The organism is Streptomyces sp. A18 (genome assembly GCF_059026065.1).
Genome location: NZ_JBWLKL010000004.1, coordinates 169,324 through 189,019, shown reverse-complemented (window position 1 = coordinate 189,019; position 19,696 = coordinate 169,324). Strand labels below are relative to the sequence as shown.

At 70.1% G+C, this 19,696-nt stretch carries 19 protein-coding genes and 1 tRNA gene; 7 read left to right on the top strand and 13 right to left on the bottom strand.

Translation table 11 applies throughout. From position 1 onward, the window contains the following. Window positions 1-52: 52 nt before the first annotated feature. Window positions 53-643 carry a TetR/AcrR family transcriptional regulator gene (locus AC5P1C_RS08910; RefSeq protein ID WP_493865138.1) on the bottom strand — a complete coding sequence of 197 codons (591 nt, stop codon included), beginning with the start codon at window positions 641-643 and terminating at the stop codon, window positions 53-55. Between AC5P1C_RS08910 and AC5P1C_RS08905 the strand changes: the two genes are divergently transcribed. Both AC5P1C_RS08905 and AC5P1C_RS08900 read left to right on the top strand, forming a co-directional pair. After that, entirely contained in the window at window positions 642-4,130 is a 3,489-nt protein-coding gene (locus tag AC5P1C_RS08905; protein ID WP_493865137.1) for a S41 family peptidase, read from the top strand. The two genes, AC5P1C_RS08910 and AC5P1C_RS08905, sit on opposite strands and share 2 nt — an antisense overlap. A gap of 112 nt (window positions 4,131-4,242) precedes the next feature. Further along, window positions 4,243-4,482: a hypothetical protein gene (locus AC5P1C_RS08900; RefSeq protein WP_493865136.1), complete on the top strand. Its 240-nt coding sequence runs from the start codon at window positions 4,243-4,245 to the stop codon at window positions 4,480-4,482. Window positions 4,483-4,601: 119 nt separating this feature from the next. Here the strand turns inward: AC5P1C_RS08900 and AC5P1C_RS08895 are convergent, their stop codons facing one another. Genes AC5P1C_RS08895 through AC5P1C_RS08885 form a run of 3 tightly spaced genes read right to left on the bottom strand, consistent with a single transcriptional unit; the run spans window position 4,602 to window position 8,037 of the window. Continuing rightward, entirely contained in the window at window positions 4,602-5,480 is an 879-nt protein-coding gene (locus tag AC5P1C_RS08895) for an SDR family oxidoreductase (protein WP_493865135.1), read from the bottom strand. Beyond that, on the bottom strand, window positions 5,477-6,442 hold the full coding sequence (locus tag AC5P1C_RS08890) for an alpha/beta fold hydrolase (protein WP_493865134.1): 966 nt from the start codon (window positions 6,440-6,442) through the stop codon (window positions 5,477-5,479). The genes AC5P1C_RS08895 and AC5P1C_RS08890 overlap by 4 nt, the downstream gene beginning before the upstream one ends. Beyond that, window positions 6,439-8,037 (bottom strand): flavin-containing monooxygenase, encoded by a 1,599-nt coding sequence (locus tag AC5P1C_RS08885; RefSeq protein ID WP_493865133.1) that lies wholly within the window; start codon window positions 8,035-8,037, stop codon window positions 6,439-6,441. The genes AC5P1C_RS08890 and AC5P1C_RS08885 overlap by 4 nt, the downstream gene beginning before the upstream one ends. A gap of 186 nt (window positions 8,038-8,223) precedes the next feature. Between AC5P1C_RS08885 and AC5P1C_RS08880 the strand changes: the two genes are divergently transcribed. Next, window positions 8,224-8,874 carry a MerR family transcriptional regulator gene (locus tag AC5P1C_RS08880; RefSeq protein ID WP_493865368.1) on the top strand — a complete coding sequence of 217 codons (651 nt, stop codon included), beginning with the start codon at window positions 8,224-8,226 and terminating at the stop codon, window positions 8,872-8,874. Between the two features lie 21 nt (window positions 8,875-8,895). On the opposite strand, the gene AC5P1C_RS08875 is transcribed toward AC5P1C_RS08880, so the two are convergent. Together AC5P1C_RS08875 and AC5P1C_RS08870 are read right to left on the bottom strand one after the other, a co-directional pair. Continuing rightward, entirely contained in the window at window positions 8,896-9,930 is a 1,035-nt protein-coding gene (locus AC5P1C_RS08875) for a DUF6528 family protein (RefSeq protein ID WP_493865132.1), read from the bottom strand. Between the two features lie 76 nt (window positions 9,931-10,006). Continuing rightward, complete coding sequence (locus AC5P1C_RS08870) at window positions 10,007-10,801, bottom strand: exodeoxyribonuclease III (RefSeq protein WP_493865131.1); 795 nt, start codon at window positions 10,799-10,801, stop codon at window positions 10,007-10,009. Between the two features lie 148 nt (window positions 10,802-10,949). Between AC5P1C_RS08870 and AC5P1C_RS08865 the strand changes: the two genes are divergently transcribed. The 3 genes from AC5P1C_RS08865 (at window position 10,950) to AC5P1C_RS08855 (ending at window position 12,761) form a co-directional block, all read left to right on the top strand. Then, window positions 10,950-11,465: a GNAT family N-acetyltransferase gene (locus AC5P1C_RS08865; protein WP_493865130.1), complete on the top strand. Its 516-nt coding sequence runs from the start codon at window positions 10,950-10,952 to the stop codon at window positions 11,463-11,465. Window positions 11,466-11,706: 241 nt separating this feature from the next. Continuing rightward, on the top strand, window positions 11,707-12,201 hold the full coding sequence (locus AC5P1C_RS08860) for a hypothetical protein (RefSeq protein ID WP_493865129.1): 495 nt from the start codon (window positions 11,707-11,709) through the stop codon (window positions 12,199-12,201). Between the two features lie 365 nt (window positions 12,202-12,566). Continuing rightward, a complete protein-coding gene (locus AC5P1C_RS08855; RefSeq protein ID WP_493865367.1) occupies window positions 12,567-12,761 on the top strand; it encodes a helix-turn-helix domain-containing protein in 195 nt (64 codons plus the stop codon). A 640-nt stretch (window positions 12,762-13,401) separates the two neighbouring features. On the opposite strand, the gene AC5P1C_RS08850 is transcribed toward AC5P1C_RS08855, so the two are convergent. From AC5P1C_RS08850 to galU, 7 genes are all read right to left on the bottom strand, one after another. After that, window positions 13,402-13,475, bottom strand: a tRNA-Ala gene (locus AC5P1C_RS08850). 67 nt (window positions 13,476-13,542) lie between these two features. Continuing rightward, the gene (sepX, locus tag AC5P1C_RS08845; RefSeq protein WP_493865128.1) at window positions 13,543-14,820 is read right to left on the bottom strand and encodes a divisome protein SepX/GlpR; all 1,278 of its coding nucleotides are present in this window, start codon (window positions 14,818-14,820) and stop codon (window positions 13,543-13,545) included. A 197-nt stretch (window positions 14,821-15,017) separates the two neighbouring features. Beyond that, window positions 15,018-15,641 carry a GNAT family N-acetyltransferase gene (locus tag AC5P1C_RS08840; protein ID WP_393403523.1) on the bottom strand — a complete coding sequence of 208 codons (624 nt, stop codon included), beginning with the start codon at window positions 15,639-15,641 and terminating at the stop codon, window positions 15,018-15,020. Further along, on the bottom strand, window positions 15,638-16,138 hold the full coding sequence (locus AC5P1C_RS08835) for a MogA/MoaB family molybdenum cofactor biosynthesis protein (protein WP_493865127.1): 501 nt from the start codon (window positions 16,136-16,138) through the stop codon (window positions 15,638-15,640). The genes AC5P1C_RS08840 and AC5P1C_RS08835 overlap by 4 nt, the downstream gene beginning before the upstream one ends. Beyond that, window positions 16,135-16,638, bottom strand: a complete 504-nt coding sequence (moaC, locus tag AC5P1C_RS08830; RefSeq protein ID WP_493865126.1) for a cyclic pyranopterin monophosphate synthase MoaC — start codon at window positions 16,636-16,638, stop codon at window positions 16,135-16,137. Before moaC ends, AC5P1C_RS08835 begins: the two co-directional genes overlap by 4 nt. Before the next feature lie 87 nt (window positions 16,639-16,725). After that, window positions 16,726-18,057: a molybdotransferase-like divisome protein Glp gene (gene glp, locus AC5P1C_RS08825; protein ID WP_493865125.1), complete on the bottom strand. Its 1,332-nt coding sequence runs from the start codon at window positions 18,055-18,057 to the stop codon at window positions 16,726-16,728. A gap of 4 nt (window positions 18,058-18,061) precedes the next feature. Next, window positions 18,062-18,967 (bottom strand): UTP--glucose-1-phosphate uridylyltransferase GalU, encoded by a 906-nt coding sequence (gene galU, locus AC5P1C_RS08820; protein ID WP_389904822.1) that lies wholly within the window; start codon window positions 18,965-18,967, stop codon window positions 18,062-18,064. 94 nt (window positions 18,968-19,061) lie between these two features. On the opposite strand from galU, the gene AC5P1C_RS08815 reads away from it, so the two are divergent. Then, a complete protein-coding gene (locus AC5P1C_RS08815) occupies window positions 19,062-19,685 on the top strand; it encodes a 5-formyltetrahydrofolate cyclo-ligase (RefSeq protein ID WP_493865124.1) in 624 nt (207 codons plus the stop codon). The last annotated feature ends 11 nt before the right edge of the window (window positions 19,686-19,696 follow it).

Here is a 19,696-nt window from a genome sequence, read left to right as displayed (position 1 = left end):
AAGGTGCAACAGGGCTGTCTTGTAAGGGGGTTGAGGGGTTGAGAGGGTTCTGTCAGACGCCGAGAGCGGGGAGAATCACGGCGTCGATGTAGGAACGGAGGAACTCACGGTCGACCGTGCGGTCCTCGATCAGGTCACGGGCGATGAAGCCGCCGACCATCATGTGGACGACGTAACCCAACGCCGGGTTGTCCGCGGCCACTTCGCCGCGCTCCACCGCCCTGCGCAGCAGTGCGTTCAGGCCGGTGATCTCCGGCTCGATGAGCAACTGCCGCAGCGCCTGGTGGAGTTCGGGGTTGTCGTGGATGGCGTGGAACAGGCTCCGCATCAGTGCGGCGTCCCGCTCCATCTGACAGTCGTCCGAACGGTTCGCGGTCTCCAGCAGGTCGCCCCGCAGGGAACCGGTGTCGATGTCCTCCATGGACACCGGCTTGTTGTGCCGCAGCGCCCTGCCGACCAGCTCGGGCTTGCTCCCCCACTGGCGGTAGAGGGTGGCCTTGCTGGATTTGGCGCGGGCCGCGATGGCGTCCATCGTCAGCGCCTCGTAGCCGACCTCACGGAGCAGATCGAGCACGGCCGCGTACAGCTCGGCCTCACGCTCGGGCGTGATCCGGCTGCGCCGCGCCGTTGCCGCCTCAGCCATGATCCCTCCGCTCCCTCGTCGAACCCGTCGAACGAACCCGCCGAACCCTCGTCGAAGCCGTTCCGTACGCCATGACTCTACCCGCGGCCTTAACGAAACGAAACCGTTTCGTACGTGTGCTGCGTCACCCGCTCCCCGCCCCCGGCTCCTCCTTTCACCCCCTGCACGAGTTGCCGGGCCCTGCGCACCGGAAAAGCATGGTGAAGTGACCGACGCGCGCGATGAAGCCCATGCTGACCACGCCTACCTGCGATTTCCGCACCTCAGCGGCGACCGCCTCTGTTTCGCGGCCGAGGACGACCTCTGGGTGGCCCCGCTGAGCCCGGCCGGCGACCCGGCGGGCCGGGCCTGGCGGGTGACCGTCGACCGGACCAAGGTGAGCCACCCACGCTTCTCGCCGGACGGCCGCCACATCGCGTACACGACATGGCGCAGCCTCGACCCGGAGATCCACCTCGCCCCGGTGGACGGCGGCCCGGCCCGGCGCCTCACCTACTGGGGGAGCACGGACACCCGGGTCTGCGGCTGGTCCCCCGACGGCGACATCCTCGCCGTCTCCTCGCACGGCCAGCCCTTCTCGTACTTCTGCTGGGCCTACAGCGTGCCGACCGACGGCTCGCCCGGTGGCAAGCTGCCCTGGGGGCCGGTGTACGACATCGCGGTCAACGACATCGACGGCGAACGCAAGACCCTCCTCCTGACCGGCAAGCCGCCGCACGAGCCCGCCGCCTGGAAGCGCTACCGGGGCGGCGCCATGGGCCGCCTGTGGATGCACGGCAAGCAGGTCCTGCCCGACCTCGAGGGGCATCTGGACGCCCCGATGTTCGTGGACGGCAGGATCGCCTTCCTCTCCGACCACGAAGGCGTCGGCAACCTCTACTCCTGCCTGCCGGACGGCTCCGACCTGCGGCGGCACACCGATCACGACGCGTTCTACGCCCGGCACGCGTCCAGCGACGGCACGCGTGTCGTCTACCAGTGCGCGGGCGACGTCTGGCTGGTGGACGACCTGTCCGCCGGCTCCGTGCCGCGCCGCCTCGACGTACGCCTGGGCGGCCCGCGCGCCGGACGGCGGATCTACCAGGTGCCGGCCGCGCAGCACGTCGACTCGCTCTCCGTGGACACGACGGGCCGGGCCAGCGCCGTCGTCGTACGCGGCAGCCTGTACTGGCTCACGCACCGCGACGGGCCCGCCCGCACCATCACGGACACCCCCGGCGTGCGCGTGCGGCTCCCGGAGATGCTCGGCAAGGGCGGGCAGGTCGCCTACGTCACCGACGCGGAGGGCGAGGACGCCGTCGAGATCGCCTACCTGCCGCGCGCGAGCGGCGCGCGCGAGCCGCGCAGGCTGGCGCAGGGAGAGCTCGGCCGGGTCCTGGAGCTGATCTCCGACCCCGAAGGCGAACGCCTCGCGATCGCGTCGAACGACGGGCGGCTGCTCCTCGTCGACGCGTCCGAGGAGTCCGACGGCGAGGTGACGGAGCTGATCCGCTCCGTCAACGGCCCGGTGCGCGACCTCGCGTTCTCCCCGGACGGGGCCTGGCTGACCTGGTCGCATCCGGGCATCGGCCGCTCACTGCGGCAGATCAAGATGGCCCGCATCGACGGTCCCGGCACCCTGCGCATCATCGTCGACGTGACCAACGGCCGCTTCGAGGACGAGAACCCGGTCTTCACCCGCGACGGCCGCTATCTGGCCTTCCTGTCCTGGCGCGGCTTCGACCCGGTCTACGACGTGCACACCGGCGACCTGTCCTTCCCGCTCGGCTGCCGCCCCTACCTGGTCCCCCTCTCGTCGGCGACCCCCTCCCCCTTCGCCCTCTCCCCCGACGGCCGCCCGGCGGCGGGCGGACTCGACCCGGCCGACGGCAGTTCGGAGGACGGCACGGTCATGGTGGAGGTGGAGGGCCTGGAGAGCAGGGTGACGCCGTTCCCGGTCTCGGCGTCGAAGTACTCGGCCCTCCAGCCGGTCAGCGGCGGCGGCCTCGTCTGGCTGCGCTGGCCGATCTCGGGCGCGCTCGGCGAGACCTTCGCCAACCCGTCGGACACCTCGGGGCGCCCCACCCTGGAGTACTTCAACATCACCAAGGGGCAGAAGTCCGCGCTGGTCGACCACCTCGACTGGTTCGCGCTCAGCGGCGACGGCTCACGGCTCGTGGTGGTCGACGAGGGCGACCTGCGCGCGGTGCCGTCGACGGAGACCGGCGACGTCGACACGACCGTCTGGATCGACCTGCGCCGCATCCTGCACGAGGTCGACCCGGCGGCCGAGTGGCGCCAGGCCTACGACGAGGCGGGCCGCCTCATCCGCGCCTACTTCTGGGAGCCGCACATGTGCGGCATCGACTGGCCCGCGGTCCTCGACCAGTACCGTCCGCTGGTCGAACGGGTCGCGTCCCCCGACGAGTTCGCGGACCTGCTCCGCGAGGTCCTGGGCGAACTGGGCACTTCACATGCGTACGTCTCCGCCGCTCGCCGCAACGAGGGGCCACCCCACTACCAGCGGGCGATGGGCCTCCTTGGCGCCAACCTGGTCTGCCGCGACGGCAGTTGGATGATCAAGCGGATCCTGCCCGGCGACTCGTCCGACTCCAAGGCCCGCTCGCCGCTCGCGGGTGCGGGCATCCGCGAGGGCGCGATCCTCACGCACATCGACGGCCGCCCGGTGGACCCGGTGACGGGCCCCTTCCCGCTGCTCGCGGCGGCGGGCGGCACGACGGTGGAGCTGACGTTCCAGCCCGCGGAGCGGGAAGGCGGGCCGAGGAGGGTGGCGATCGTCCCCCTCATCAACGAACGCCCCCTGCGCTACCAGGACTGGGTCGCCAAACGACGCGACGTCGTACGGGAGTTGAGCGGGGGCAGGTGCGGCTACCTCCACATCCCCGACATGGGCGGCTCCGGCTGGGCCCAGTTCAACCGGGACCTGCGCCTGGAGGTGTCGCGCCCTGCCCTGATCGTGGACGTGCGCGGCAACGCGGGCGGCCACATCAGCGAGCTGGTGATCGAGAAGCTGACACGGAAGATCCTCGGCTGGGACCTGACGAGGAACGCCCAGCCGGTGTCGTACGCCTCGAACGCACCCCGAGGCCCCGTGGTGGCCCTGGCCGACGAGGCGACGTCCTCGGACGGCGACATGATCACGGCGGCCTTCAAGCTCCTTGGCCTCGGCCCTGTGGTGGGCCAGCGGACGTGGGGCGGCGTGGTGGGGATGACCGGGCGGCACGTACTCGGCGACGGGACGGTCATCACGGTGCCGATGAACGCGGGGTGGTTCGACGAGTACGGCTGGTCCGTGGAGAACCACGGCGTGACCCCCGACCTGGAGGTCCTGCGCACGCCCCTGGACTGGGCGGAGGGCCGGCACGCGCAGCTCGACGACGCGGTGGGCGTCGCGCTGGACCTCCTGGAACGGCAGGCGGCGGCGACGCCACCGGGTCTGGAGGACGTGCCGGACAGGCGGCGGCCGAAGCTGCCGCAGCGGGAGTAGCGGGCCCCTGGAGGAGCTGGTGACTGCCCGTTAATGATCGAAATGCGAGGAAAGACACCCCATGTCAGTCTGGTCGAGGCCCTTCCAACCTCACCCTCTAGGAGTGAACCGCATGGGCATCAAGGACCAGTTCCAGGACAAGGCCAACGACCTCGCCGGCAAGGCGAAGGGCGCCATGGGCAGCGAGAAGGACGAGGCGAGCGAGCGCGCCTCGCAGGCCCGTGACGACGCGCAGGAGCGCGGCCAGCAGGCCCAGGAGGAGTCGCGGGAGCGTTCCGCGAAGTCCCCCGATGAGGCACAGCGGGCGGCGCAGGAGCAGCAGGACAAGTTCAACCAGGACTACGACGCCTGACGCTGCGCCGAGCTTTGACCAGCGAAGCCCACCCGGGACGCCGGGTGGGCTTCGCTCTGTCCCCGGCCGCTCTGCCCCCGGCCGCTCTGCCGCCGGTTTCGCTCTGCCCAAGGGGTCAGCTACCGCCCCGCACGCCCCTGCTCGTCGGCGGAGCCCCCCGCCCCCACGAGCCCCGTGGAGACCGACCCCAGCCGAGGCCCGAACCTCCGCATCTCGCGCTGCCCGACCGAGCCGATCACTCCCGGCAGATACCCCCGGATGCCCTGCATCCCCCGCAGCCACCACTGCGCGTACACGTGGCTGGAGCGCCGCTCGATGCCGGCCACGATCCGGTCCACCGCCGGGCCCAGCGGGTACGTCTTGTTGGACGGCCACGGCAGCCGCTGCCGCAGCTCCCGCATCACGTCGTCCTGGTCCGCGCCCCGCACCATGTCCGTGTCCGTCCAGGACAGGTAACCGACGCCCACCTTCACGCCCTTGTAGCCGACCTCGGCCCGCAGACAGTGCGCGTACGCCTCGACGCCCGACTTCGACGCGCAGTACGCCGTCATCATCGGCGCCGGCGTGATCGCCGCGAGCGAGGCGATCTGGAGGAGATACCCGCGGCTCTCCATCAGGACCGGCAGGAACGCCCGTCCCGTCACCGCGCTGCCGATGAGGTTGACCTCGATCACCCGCCGCCACGCCTCGGGGTCGGACTCGACGAAAGGACCGCCGTTGGCGACGCCCGCGTTGGCGACGACGATGTCGACCTTCCCGAACCGCTCCTTGACCTCCTGGGCGACCCGCGCCATCGCGACGTGATCCGTCACGTCCGCGTGCCAGGCCTCGCTCTCGGTGTGCAGCCGCCCCGCGACCTGCTTCAGCTCGTCCGGCTCCAGACCCACGAGTGCGACCTTCGCGCCCCGCGCCGACAGCTTCCGCGCGAGCAACTCGCCCACGCCCCGCGCCGCCCCGGTGACGACCGCGACCTGACCCTCAAGGCTGACCCTGCTCATGCGCTGCTCCCTTCGAGCCCCTGGACCTGATCCTGGACCTGCTGATCGGCCATCCGTACGTACGACGCCACGAGATTCCTGATGCTCGCCGTGACGGCTTCCGGCGCCTCCACCGGCGTCATGTGACCCAGACCCGGCAGTTCGGTGAGACCGAGGGAGTCCGGCAGCATTCCGGCGATGCGGCGCGCGCCCGCGACGGGCGTCATCCGGTCCGCCGTGCCCGCGATGACCGCGGTCGGCACCGTCAACTCCAGCACGCCCGCGTCGAGTTCGAGCTCGTCGAGGACGTGCGACCAGCGGTAGCGCACCACCCTCGGGCACCCGTGCACGATCCGCGCACACACCTCGACCCGCTCCGGGGGCGAACCCGCACCCATCGTCGCGTACTTGAGGACCTTGCGGGCCATGGGCGTCACGGGACCCAGCGGCGCCTTCGCGCCAAGGACCGATCGCGTGAGCCGCGTCCGTACCCACCCGGCCCGCATCGGCACCACGAGCGACTCGGCGACGAGCCGCGAACTCCCCGTGCTGCACAGCAAAGCCGCCGCCGCGTGCTCCCGGAACCCCGGCCGCGCACTCGCGGCCATGATCGTCATGCCGCCCATGGAGTGCCCGGCGATCACGGCCTTCTCGCCCGGCTCCAGCGTCGCCGCGAGCACCGCCTCCAGGTCGTCGGCGAGGGCGGTCGTGCTGTACCCCTCGAGCCCGGCGGGCGCGGCACTGCGCCCGTGGCCCCGCTGGTCGTACGCGATCACCCGGTGGTCGACGGTCAGGGCACGTATCTGCGCCGCCCAGAAGGCGGTCGAGCAGGTCCACCCGTGCGCGAGCACCACCGCGGGCGCGCCCTGTGGGCCGTGCACCTCGGCGTGCAGCCGCGCGCCGTCCGCCGAGATGACGGTCAGTTCCCGCGCGGCGGGCGGCGGGGCGAAGGGCCCGCTCGTCACGTGTGTCAGCCTGCTCATGCGCCCGCCTCGACCTTCTTCGTCCTACGGGACTTCGGCGACGCCGCCCGCGCACTCGCCTTCGGTGGCCGCACCACCTCGTACTCCGCGAGATCCACCCGCCGCGTGGCGCCCCGGAACTCGGTCGTCGTACCCGGCCAGATCGTCGTGTTCACACCGTTCTCGTCGAGGTACCAGCTGTTGCAGCCACCCGTGTTCCACACGGTGCGCTTCATGCGCTCCTGCACCTTGTCGTTCCAGGCGTGCACGGCGCTCGTCCGCACGGCGAGCGCGGCCCGGTCGCCGCGCCCAGGGGGAGCGAGCAGAGCCAACTGCCGCACGTAGTCGGCGAGATAGTTCAGCTGCGACTCGATCATCAGGATCATCGAGGAGTTGCCGAGACCGGTGTTGGGGCCGATGACCGTCATGAAGTTGGGGAAGCCCGCCGCGGTCGCGCCGCGCAGGGACTTCATCCCGTCCTTCCAGGACTCCATCAGCGTCCCGCCGTCGGCCCCCACCACGCGGTCGGCGATCGGCATGTCCGTCACATGGAAGCCCGTACCGAAGATGATCGCGTCGACCTCGGTCTCGGTGCCGTCGGCGGCGACGACGGTGTTCCCGCGCACCTCGCTGAGCCCGCTGTCGACGACGTCCACATTGGGCTGCGCGAGTGCCGGGTAGTACGTGTTGGAGAGCAGGATCCGCTTGCAGCCGATGCGGTACGAGGGCGTCAGCTTGGCCCGCAGCGACGGGTCCTTGATGGCGCGGGCGATGTTCCGCTTGGCGAGCTGCTCGACCGCGCCGAGCTCGTTCGGCCGCTTGGTGAACGCCTGGACCTGCAACTCCCGTATGCCCCACAGGATTCCGCGCCGGGCCTGCGTGGTGAACGGCAGCCGGCGGTGCAGCCAGCGCTCTGCCTTGGTGATGGCGCGGTCCATGCGCGGCATCACCCAGGGCGGGGTGCGCTGGAAGAGCGTGAGCCTGCCGACCTCGCGCTGGATGGCGGGCACGATCTGGATGGCGGACGCACCGGTGCCGATCATCGCGACGCGCTTGCCGCGCAGGTCGTAGTCGTGGTCCCAGCGCGCGGAGTGGAAGACCTTGCCCTCGAAGGTGTCGAGGCCGGGGATGTCCGGGAGCTTGGGGTCGGAGAGCGGCCCGGTGGCGGAGACGACGATGTCGGCGGTCAGGGTGCCGTTGCTGGTCTCGACCTCCCACCACAGGTTGTCCGCGTCCCAACGCAGCAGTGTCACCTCGGTGTTGAGGCGGATGTGCGAGCGGAGGCGGAAGGTGTCGGCGATCTGCTCCAGGTACTCCTGGATCTTCCCCTGGCCCGAGAAGGTGCGCGGCCAGTCCGGGTTGGGCGCGAAGGAGAACGAGTACAGGTGCGAGGGCACGTCGCACGCGCAGCCCGGATAGCTGTTGTCCCGCCAGGTGCCGCCCACCGCGCCCGCCCGCTCCAGGACGACGAAGTCGGTGACGCCTTCGCGGCGCAGCCGGACCGCGGCACCGAGCCCACCGAATCCGGACCCGATCACCGCCACCCGCACATGCTCGCGTTCGCCCCCTTGCTCGCGCCCCTGCCCGCGTTCCTGCCGGCGCTCGTCCTCGGCCATGCCGTCGCCTCCCGAACTGCTTCACGACTCTGCCAGTGACCACTGGCGCAATTGGGAGAGTAGAACAGCCGCGTACTGATGGGTAGGGGTCTGGCATCGCGAGTTACCCCCGGTAGTGCATGGGGAACACCTGCTCGACCCGGCAGCACATAGGCTGCTGCCGTGGCAGAGACACGCGAGTACCGCATGGAGGAGCTGGCCAAGGCGGCCGGCATCACGGTGCGCACCGTGCGCTTCTACCGTGAGCGCGGCCTGATCCCGCCGCCCCGCCGCGAGGGCCGCATCGCCTGGTACGACGACCACCACCTGGCCAGACTCCGCACGATCGCCGCGCTCCTGGACCGCGGCCACACCCTCAGCGGCATCGCGGAACTGGCGGAGGCCTTCGAGAACGGCCGCGACGTCGGCGAGCTCCTGGGCATCGGCGAACCCACCGAGGAGACCCCGGTCCGCCTCACCCCCGAGGAACTGGCCGACCACTTCGCGGGCGAGGTCACCCCCGAGAACCTCGCGGCCGCCCTCGACCTCGGCTATCTCGGCACGGACGGCGAGGAGATCGTGCACGTGAGCCGCCGCCTCCTGGACGTCTCATCGGCACTGGTCCGCGAGGGCATCCCCCTGTCCGCGGTCCTGGAGGCCGGCCAGCGCGTACGCGAACACGCTGACGCGCTGGCGGAGTTGTTCATCACGATCATCCGCACCCACACGCCCGCCGACGCGGGCACGGTGAGCATCGAACGCCTGCGCCCGCTGGCGAAGAGCGTGGTGGAGGCGGAACTGTCGATGGCGCTGGACCGCCGCCTGGCTTCGGAGAAGGCGTCCGAGGACGGAACCTGAACCCGGCCCGTCAGCCACCCCTCACCTCGGCAGGAACCAACGCGCCTTGTAGATACCGCCGTTGACGAGCTTGTACTCCCCGGCAGGGCGATGCACGCTCACCTTCGTCGTCCACCAGGTCTCCTCGAGCCCGCCCTCCGGCACCGTGGTGACGACCTGCCCCGTCCGCGGATCATCGCCGACGCCCTTCACCGACTTCCGGGAGATCTCCGCGGCCCCGGCGAAGTCCTGCACGAAGGCCTCGCTCCCGATGTCGTACTGGAAGACGGACGCGTTCGTCGTCACCCAGAGCCGCCCGGGACGGCCGGCCACGGGGAAGAGGTCGTGGCCGCCGGGGGTCTTGCCCGGCGTACCGATCGGGAGGCCGACCGAGAACCGCCGCGTCAGCGTGGGCCGGGCCCGTGTGCCGCCCACGGCGTACGTGACGAGCTCGTCGTCGCCGATGGCCCACAGCACCTCGCGCGCACCGTCCCAGTGCAGCCCGTGCGCGCCCTTGAGCTCCGCCTCGGCGTACCGCGACGCACGCGGACCCTGCGAGGCCGCGTACAGCCTGACCAGCGCGCCCGTGCTGCACGCCACCGCGACGTTGCCGTCCGGCAGGATCTCCGCGCTGTGCGGATTGAAGAGGTCGTCGCCGGGTCCGATCGCCGTGCCCCAATAGCGCCTGCCCGAGGGGAAGTCGACGACGGCGACGAAGCCGAAGGACGCGGCCGTCAGGACGTACGTACGCCCCCTGTGTCTGCGCACCTTCGACTCGCTCGGATAGACCCAGCTGACGTCCGGCCGAAGGTCCTTGTACCCCGGCCGATCCAGCGGCGAGAACGCCCACCGCACGACGGACGGGTCGGCATCCGTGTCCCAGACCCTGCGCCGCGGGTCGAGTACGAGAATCCGCCGGGTCGCCTGCTCCGTGAGGAGCACGGGCGGCGTACCCCGGGGCACCTCTCCGGAGGCGGCTGCGGGTGACGCGGCAGCCGGCGGCAGACCCGCCCCGATCCCGGCACCCAGAGCACCGAGCAGCACACCCCGACGAGACGGCAATGACATACCGGACATGAAGTCTCCCCCACACGGCTGACAGTTGAGCCATTGTCAGGTACGTGCCCGCAACACGCCATGCCGCCGCGCGGCCTCACATCTCGTAGACCACCGTGACGGGCGCGTGGTCCGACCACCGCTCCTCATGACTGGCCGCACGCTCCACGAAGCCCTTGACCGCGCGCTCCGCGAGCCCGGACGTCGCCACGTGATAGTCGATGCGCCAACCTGAATCATTGTCAAAAGCGCGCCCCCGGTAGGACCACCAGGAGTACGGCCCCTCGACACCGGGATGCAGCGCCCGCACCACATCGACGTACTCACCCTCGAAGACCTCACTGAGCCAGGCACGCTCCTCGGGCAGGAAGCCCGAGTTCTTCTTGTTGCCCTTCCAGTTCTTGAGGTCGGCCTCCTGGTGCGCGATGTTCCAGTCGCCGCAGACCACCACCTGGCGCCCCTCGGCGGCGGCCCGCTTCTTGAGCCCCTTCAGGTAGGTGAGGAACTCCCCCATGAAGCGGATCTTCTCGTCCTGCCGCTCCGTGCCGACCTCACCGGAAGGCAGATAAAGGCTCGCGACGGTGACGCCGGGCAGATCGGCCTCGATGTAGCGCCCGCTGCCGTCGAACTCCTCCGACCCGAACCCGACCTGCACGCGGTCCGGCTCACGGCGCGTATAGAGGGAGACACCCGCGCGCCCCTTGGCGGCGGCCGGCGCGTGTGTGACGTGCCACCCCTCGGGGGCCCCCACCTCCTCCGGCAGCTGCTGCGGCTCGGCCCGTACCTCCTGGAGGCAGAGCACGTCGGCCGAGGTCTCGGCGAGCCACTGCACGAAGCCCTTCTTGGCGGCGGCGCGCAGCCCGTTCACATTCACAGAGGTCACAGTGAGCATCCGGGAACGATACCGGCACACTTGATGGACAACCGACAGCCGCACACCACGAGGCCACCTGGCCACCAGACCGCCTGGCCACCTGGCCACCTGGCCACCGCATCCACCACATCCACCACATCCACCGCATAGAAGTACGATGGTTCGCATGAGTATCCAGTCACCACCGCAGCGGCCCGCCGTCGAGCTGCGCCCCACCCCCTTCGACCACCCCGACGCGGTCGAGCTCAACGACCGCGTCCAGCTCGAGTACGCGCAGCGGTACGGCGACGACGGCGACGTCACCCCCCTCGACCCGGCGATGTTCGCGGCACCGAACGGCCTGTACCTCGTCGCGTACGACGAGAACGGCACCGCACTGGCCACCGGCGGCTGGCGCGGTCACGAGGAGAACGACGAGGGCTACGCGCACGGCGACGCGGAGATCAAGCGCATGTACGTCACCCCGGAGGCCCGCGGCCTCGGCCTGGCCCGCCGCATCCTGGCGGCCCTGGAGGATCACGCGAGGGCGGCAGGACGTACGCGCATGGTCCTGGAGACGGGCACGAAGCAGCCGGAGGCCATAGCGCTCTACACCTCGACCGGCTACACCCCGGCCCCCGCCAAGTTCGGCCACTACCGCTTCGAGAACCTGAGCCGCTGCTTCGCGAAGCCCTTGCGGTAGAACCTCCGGCACAGCAAAGATCCCGCCCGGTTCGAAGAACCGGACGGGATCTCATGTGCAGTGGACCTGTGGGGATTTGAACCCCAGACCCCCTCGATGCGAACTACGGGCATGGAGGTCGCTGAGGTCTCCTCGGCTGGTCGGACGGCTACTTGGAGTGGATGACCGTTGGCTGTGGTCATGGTGGTTGCTGTACTTCGCTGCTGTACTGCAAAGCGCGGCAAAGGGGTAAGACACCAACATGGCTTACCTCGTGCTCGTGGGTGGTGCGGCGGCGATACTCGGCGTCACTTGGGGTGCCGGGGTGGCGCTGGCGTTCGCTGGTGTCGCTATCGGTTGGCCGATCATTGCGTACCATCGGTTCGCCGTCGGACGCCTCCGCGTGTGCCGCGAGTATCGACGTTTACACAGTGAGCACGTTTCTCTGGGCCAGGTGGACGTCAGCCTGACCCGCTCGCAGCCCACCGGCTATGACGACCCCTACTTGACGGATCGCCCTCTGTTTGTCCTCCAAACAGGCCGCGAAGTCAGTCTGTGGGAGCGCGAAGGTAGACATTATGTGCAAGTTGCGGAAACTTCAGCCAAGAACGTGTCGTTTCTTGATGGTGATCCCGACCTCCTCAGCTACGACCGCGAATCGTTGCTTCTGTGGAACGGCCTCAGACGAAGGTCACATCCCAGGCTCATGCATATCAAATTCGAGCACCGCACGGTCGTCATCAGGCTCCGGAACTAGGGCACGTATTGGGCCCGGTGGTGTGGGTCAAGGGTGGGGAATCAGGATCGGTCCGGTGCATCGGCCCTTGGCGGGGTCAGAGTGTGACGCGTGATCACCCCGGGGGTATGTGGTGGCGCGAGGCCGGGGCCGGGGCCGCGCCCGCCGTAGGCAGGGGCGCGGACGCGAGCCCCGAGCCGCGCGCCGGCCCGCGATGCGGGCCCGGGAAGTGATCTACGCAGCGACGGCCGGAAGCCGATAGAGACAGCGCAACCGGAGGCCGAAGGCAAGAGCCCCCCGCCTCGCAGCGAGTTCGGGAAGCCAGTCCCGTCGTCCCGTTGGCCCAAGATCCGTCAGGCACTCCAGAAGATCGGCGCGCGGCAGCTGTGCGTCGTCTTGTTGATCCTGGACAGCGACGCCGCCATCTTGCCGAGGAGCTTGAGCAGATCGACGGAGTGATTCGCCCCGTGGTCCTCGACGCGATCGATGCCGGGGTGCCGTATCGGCGTATCGCTGAGCTGACCGGCATCTCGCGGGCCACTGTCTCCCGTTGGGCAAAGGCCGAGGCGCCTAGCGGGTAACGACCACACACTGAGCGGGCCGCGCCCGGTTGCAGCGGACACGGCCCAACCGATTCGAAGGACTCCAAGCCGTGTCGAATCGATCGACAGTCATTGTCTCAACCGTGACGCCCAAGACCGAACTACAGACAGCACGACTTGCGTTGGGCTGGTCCCTCACAGACGCCGCCCGTGAGCTGATCAAAACGGCCGCCTCACAGGGCCATCCCCTACCCGAGCTGGACTCTGTACGTCGTCAGTTGATCCGCTGGGAGAGCGGAAAGGTCGCTCCTAGCGAGTTCTACGCCCCGCTGCTCTGCGCCCTGTACCGGGCCTCACTACAGGAGCTCGGTCTTGCCCCCGAAGTCTTGGTGATGCTGCCACCTACTCAGCGGCTCCCCGCCCATCCCATCAAGAATCGAATCCGGCAGCATCCGGCTGTCCGACTTCGCTACCACGCTTGCCGCAGGTGAGAGCTGGTGACATGGGGGTGACACGCCCATGTCCGAGGTACGCACATCTGAAGCGACGCGCAAGGCACTGCGGAAGCTCGGCAAGCATCTCGACGGCAAAGATCGGAAGTAGTCGTTGCTGTACTTCGCTGCTGTACGACGCCAAAGAGCCCCAGCCGGATCTCTCCGACTGGGGCTCTGAGCTGCGGTGGACCTGTGGGGATTTGAACCCCAGACCCCCTCGATGCGAACGAGGTGCGCTACCAGACTGCGCCACAGGCCCTTGCAACGAGTGAAACTCTAGCATCCCGATCCGGGTGCTCGGAAATCCGTTCCTGGCTGGTCAGGACTCACTCGTTGGCGGCCCGCGGCCGCTCGCCGTCCTCGTACTGATCGAAGAGCGGCGTACGTCCGCGCTCGCGGGCCCGGCGCGCGGACGCGGCCCGCCGTGCGTCGCTGCGGCCGCCGGCTCCGTCCACGCCGTCGGCACCTTCTGTGCCCTCGGCGTACGCGGCGTACTCCCCGTACTCGTCCTCGTCCGCCTCATCGGCGGCGGGCTCGACGGAGCTCGACCGCGCCGAGCTCCAGGCGTCGGGCGCGCCCAAGTCGACGTCGCCGGTGGCCCGCGGGGCGACCGGCGCGGTCACGTACGTGGGCAGGGGCACCGGCACCGGGTCCCAGCTGTCGCCGTGCCCGGGGCGGCGCTGCCGCTCGCGCTGCTGGTCCACCCACTCCGCGTGGTCGGTCTGCTCGACCAGGGCGCGGCGGTCGGCGGCGAGCGCGGAGAGACCGGTCTCCGTCTCGGGGCCCGGTCCTTCCTCCGCGTCGTCGACCACCGCTTCCGCGCCGCCCGCCGCCCGCCTGCGCGGCTGACGCTCCCGCAGCCGTTGCGCGGCGACCTCGGCCCTGCGCCGGTCCATGGTGTAGGTGAAGCGGCGCCGCTCCTGGCCCCGCAGGTACACGATGTACGCGCTCAGGAGCGCGGCCGGTGCCGCGGGCGCCCAGAGGAACGCGAGCCCGCCCACCGCGGCGACGATCGCGCCGACCGTGAACGCGGCGAACAGCATCACCGTCGTACGCCGACGGCGCGCGAGCGCCTTCGTACGCCGGGCGCGCGCGGCGGCTTCCGCCGACGCGGCCCGCCGGGCCGGCGACTGCTGGGGCCGCGCGGTGGAGTGCCCCGGGCCCGGTGTCGGTGCCGGCGCGTGAGCGGGCGGGTTCACCTGGGCCTTCACGGACGGCTTGGCCGGGGGCTTCGCCGCGGGCTGCGCCTGGGACCGGGCCGGAGGCTGCTGCGCCTGGGGTTTGACCTGCGCCTTGCTCTGCGGCTCGGGCCGCTCTTCCTGGCCGCCCTGTCGATGCGGGGGCGCGACGAAGGCCCGGACGTCCACCGAGCCGGTGGCGTTGTCCGGGTCGCGCGACTCCTCCTCTTCAGGCGAGCGCGCTTGCAGGTCCTTGGCGTATCGGCGCTCCATCCCCGCACGTCCGGACAGGAGCCGGATGGCGGTGCTGAAGCGTTCCGTCGGACGGGCTTCATTGAGCTCGTCCTGCCTACGGAGCCACATCGGCACCAAGTAGGCGGCCCAGGCCCCGACGATGACTGCGTAGATGAGGCCGCTGCTGCTCACGCCTCACACGGTAGAGGGGTTTGGTTGAGGCCATCTGCCAATTGACCCGGTGTGTCGCACGATCTGGCTGATATCTCGAACTTTTTTTGTGACTGATGCGATCAACAGGCCACCGAGACCGTGAAATTAATGCACTAGAGGGACCAAGTCGGGCCTCAGTCGGTCGATCACCGATCAATTTCAAACACTTATTCTATTTACGCGGTGTTCCGGGGTCTTGCCTGGTGCCAGCGCCGCAGCAACCCTTCCGGCACCTCTTCCGCGGTCAGTGCGAAGACAAGATGGTCACGCCAGGCACCGTCGATGTGAAGATAGCGTGGACGAAGGCCCTCGTCGCGGAATCCGAGTTTCTCCACGACCCTGCGGCTCGGCCCGTTCTCGGGGCGAATACACACCTCGATACGGTGCAGCCCGACCGATCGGAAGCAATGGTCGACCGCGAGGGCGACGGCGGTCGGCATCACGCCGCGGCCCGCGACCGACTGGTCGACCCAGTAGCCGACATGGCCCGAGCACATCGATCCCCAGGTGATCCCGGCGACCGTCAGCTGCCCGACGAGCCGCCCCTGGTACTCGATCACGAAGGGCAGCATGCGCCCGGCGTGCGCCTCGGCGCGCAGGTGCCGGACCATCTGACGGTAGGTCGGGCGGTGCACGATCGGGCCGCTGGGCGTGGGCGGCGGGATGGTCGCCTCCCAGGGGCGCAGCCAGTCCCGGTTGCGCCGGTTGACCTCACGCCAGGGCCGCTGGTCGCGCATCTTTATCGGACGGAGGGCGACATCGCCGTCCGTCAGCTCGACGGGCCAGGAAGGGCTGTTCAGCTCGCACCACCCGAGGGTCTGGGATGGTCGCCGCCTCGGAGCTGCTCGACGGCGTGCGTGAGGAGCGGCTCCAGGACGGCAAGGCCGTCCCGCACACCACCGGTGGAGCCCGGCAGGTTCACGATGAGCGTGCGCCCGGCTACTCCGGCGAGACCGCGGGACAGCACGGCCGTGGGGATCTTCTCCCTGCCGTACGCGCGAATCGACTCCGGGATGCCGGGTACTTCGTGGTCGATGACGGCGCGGGTGGCCTCGGGGGTGCGGTCGGTGGGCGAGATGCCCGTGCCGCCTGTGGTGAGGATCACGTCGTATCCGGCGTCGGCTCCGGCGCGCAGGGCCTGCTCCACGGGGTCGCCGTCGGGGACGACCTGGGGGCCTTCGACCTCGAAGCCGAGGGCGGCAAGGGCCTCGGCGATGATCGGCCCGCCCCGGTCGGCGTAGACGCCTGCGGCGGCGCGGTTGGAGGCCGTGACGACGAGCGCGCGGTAAGCCGTCATGCTCCGGCTCCTTCGCGGCTCCAGTCCCCGGACTTTCCGCCCGTCTTCTCCTCTACGCGTACGTCCGTGATGACGGCGCCCTTGTCGACGGCCTTGACCATGTCGATCACCGTGAGGGCGGCGACGGTCACCGCGGTGAGGGCCTCCATCTCCACGCCCGTGCGGTCCGTGGTCTTGACCGTGGCGAGGATCTCGACGGCGTCGTCCGCCACGGAGAGGTCGAGTTTCACGCCGGAGACGGCGAGCGGGTGGCAGAGGGGGATCAGGTCGGGCGTGCGTTTGGCGCCCATGATGCCCGCGATCCGCGCGGTGGCCAGGGCGTCGCCCTTGGGGAGAGCCTCTTCTGGTGATTCCCCGCGCAACAGCTCGATCACGCGGGGCGAGACCAGGACGCGGCCACTTGCGCGGGCGGTGCGCGCGGTCACGTCCTTCGCGGATACGTCGACCATGCGGGCGGCGCCCGCTTCGTCGATGTGCGTCAGTCGCTGCTGGCTACTCATGTGCTGTGGCGCTCCCGGTCCGGGCCCTCTCGCGGTGCGGCGCAAGGGGGCCTATGTGCGCGACACCGTACCGCGCGGGAGCGCCTTTCAGCCGAGGAGGACCACTTCGACGTCGGTGCCGGGCTCCGCCGCTGTGGTGTCCTCCGGGACGACGATCAGCGCGTTCGCGTGGGCGAGTGCCGCGACGAGGTGGGAGCCCGCACCGCCCACGGGGCGCACGCTGCCCGCTTCGGCGTCGTACTGCCCGCGCAGGAACTGCCGCTTGCCCGCGGGTGAGCCCAGCGCCTTGTCGGCGGCCAGCACCGCGCGTGCCGTGGGCCGGTGGACGTCCGGGAGGCCCATCAGGGCGCGCACCGCGGGGCGTACGAAGATCTCGAAGGAGACGTACGACGACACCGGGTTGCCCGGCAGCGCGAGCAGCGGGGTGTGGTCGGGGCCGATGGAGCCGAAGCCCTGCGGCTTGCCGGGCTGCATGGCGAGTTTGCGGAACTCGATTCCGCTGCCGTCCTCGTCCTCGTCCCCCACGGAGGAGAGGGCTTCCTTGACGACGTCGTACGCGCCGACGCTGACGCCGCCCGTGGTGACGATGAGGTCGGCGCGGATGAGCTGGTCCTCGATGGTGGAGCGCAGCGTCTCGGCGTCGTCGGCGACCGCGCCCACGCGGTAGGCGATCGCTCCGGCCTCGCGGGCTGCGGCGGTCAGGGCGAAGCTGTTGGAGTCGTAGATCTGGCCCTCGGCCAACTCCTCGCCGGGCTGGATCAGTTCACTGCCGGTGGACATGACGACGACGCGGGGGCGCGGGCGCACCTTGACCGTGCCGCGGCCGATCGCGGCGAGCAGGCCGATCTGCGGGGCGCCGAGTACCGTGCCCGCGCTCAGTGCGCGGTCGCCTGCCTGGACGTCGCTGCCGCGCGCCCGCACGTGCGCGCGTGCCTGGGCGGGGCGGTGCACGCGGACTTCGCCGGAGGCTCCGTCCGGAGCGGCGCTGTGCGCTCGCATTCCGGAGACGGGGCCCTCGCCGAGGCCTCCGTCGGTCCACTCCACGGGGACGACGGCTTCGGCGCCGGGCGGCAGGGGGGCGCCGGTCATGATGCGGGCGGCTTGGCCGGCGCCGACGGTGGGCTGCTCGCCCTGGCCCGCTGCCACGTCACCGATGACGGTGAGGACGGCGGGGAACTCCTCGCTGGCGCCCGCGATGTCGGCGACCCGGACCGCGTATCCGTCCATGGAGCTGTTGTCGAAGGGCGGCAGCGAGACGGGCACCGTGACGTCCTCGACGAGGACGCAGCCCTGGGCGTCGAGGAGTTGGAGCTCGATGGGCTCCAGGGGGCGGACGGATCCGAGGATGTCGTCCAGGTGCTCGCTCACCGACCAGACGTGTTCCTGGCCGGTGGCTTCGGTCGTCGCGCTGCTGCTCAAAGTGCTACATCTCCTCGGACACGTAACTGCGAAGCCAGGCCTGGAAGTCCGGGCCCAGGTCTTCACGTTCGCACGCGAGTCTGACAATGGCACGCAGATAGTCTCCGCGGTCGCCGGTGTCATAGCGGCGGCCCTTGAAGACGACGCCGTGTACGGGACCGCCGACCTTCTCGTCCGCGGCGAGCTGCTGGAGGGCGTCGGTGAGCTGGATCTCGCCGCCGCGGCCCGGCTCGGTCTTGCGCAGTATGTCGAAGACATGGGGGTCGAGGACATAGCGGCCGATGATGGCGTAGTTGCTGGGGGCGTCCGCGGCATCGGGCTTCTCGACCAGGCCGGTCACCTTGACGACGTCGCCCTCGTCCGTGGCGTCCACGGCCGCGCAGCCGTAGAGGTGGATCTGCTCGGGGGCGACCTCCATGAGGGCGATGACGCTGCCGCCGTGGCGCTCCTGGACCTCGACCATGCGGGCGAGGAGCGGGTCGCGCGGGTCGATCAGGTCGTCGCCGAGGAGCACCGCGAACGGTTCGTTGCCGACATGAGGCGCGGCGCACAGGACGGCGTGACCGAGTCCCTTGGGGTCACCCTGGCGTACGTAGTGCATGGTGGCGAGGTCGCTGGACTCCTGGACCTTCGCCAGTCTCGCCTCGTCGCCCTTCTTCAGGAGGGCCGACTCCAGCTCGTAGTTGCGGTCGAAGTGGTCCTCCAGGGGGCGCTTGTTGCGTCCCGTGATCATGAGGACGTCGTCCAGGCCGGCGGAGGCGGCCTCCTCGACCACGTACTGGATCGCCGGCTTGTCGACGACCGGCAGCATCTCCTTGGGAGTGGCCTTGGTGGCGGGCAGGAATCGGGTGCCCAGGCCTGCTGCGGGAATGACAGCCTTGCTGATCCTTGGGGGGTGAGACTCAGTCATGTCCGTAACCATAACCGGTGAGTATGTGCGGAATCTGTGGCTCCGGACATTTTGTTCTCATATGAGCGCACCTGGAAGGGTTTGTGAGCGCACCATGCAAGAAACCGGCTCGGACCAGCCGTCCGATCAGCCAACCAAGCGCACGTTGCGCGGAGAATTCCTCGCGGTGAGAAGCCGGTTGACTAGGGATGACGCGCAGAAGGCCGCCGCGGTTCTCGCCGACCGCGCATTGGAGCTCGATGAGCTCGCCGGGGCGGGCACGGTCGCGGCGTACGTCTCCGTGGGGAGCGAGCCGGGCACGCGCGCGCTCCTCGACGCGCTCCACGCGCGCGGGACACGTGTCCTGCTGCCGGTGCTCCTCGCGGACAACGACCTGGACTGGGCCGCCTATGAGGGCGAGGGCTCGCTGACCCGCGTACAACACCCGGGAAAGATCGCCCTCTTGGAGCCCTCGGGAGCGCGTCTCGGGCCCGATGCCGTCGTGGCGGCGGACGCCGTGCTGCTGCCGGGCCTGGCCGTGGACGAGCGCGGGATGCGGCTCGGGCGCGGCGGAGGGTCCTACGACAGGGTGCTCGCCCGGCTGGAGCGGGCCGGGGCCGATCCCGCCCTGGTGGTGCTCCTGTACGACACGGAGGTCATCGCACACGTCCCCCAGGAGGCGCACGACAAGCCCGTGCACGCCGTCGTCACGCCGTCGGGAGTACGCCGCTTCCGCTGATCCTCTCCGTA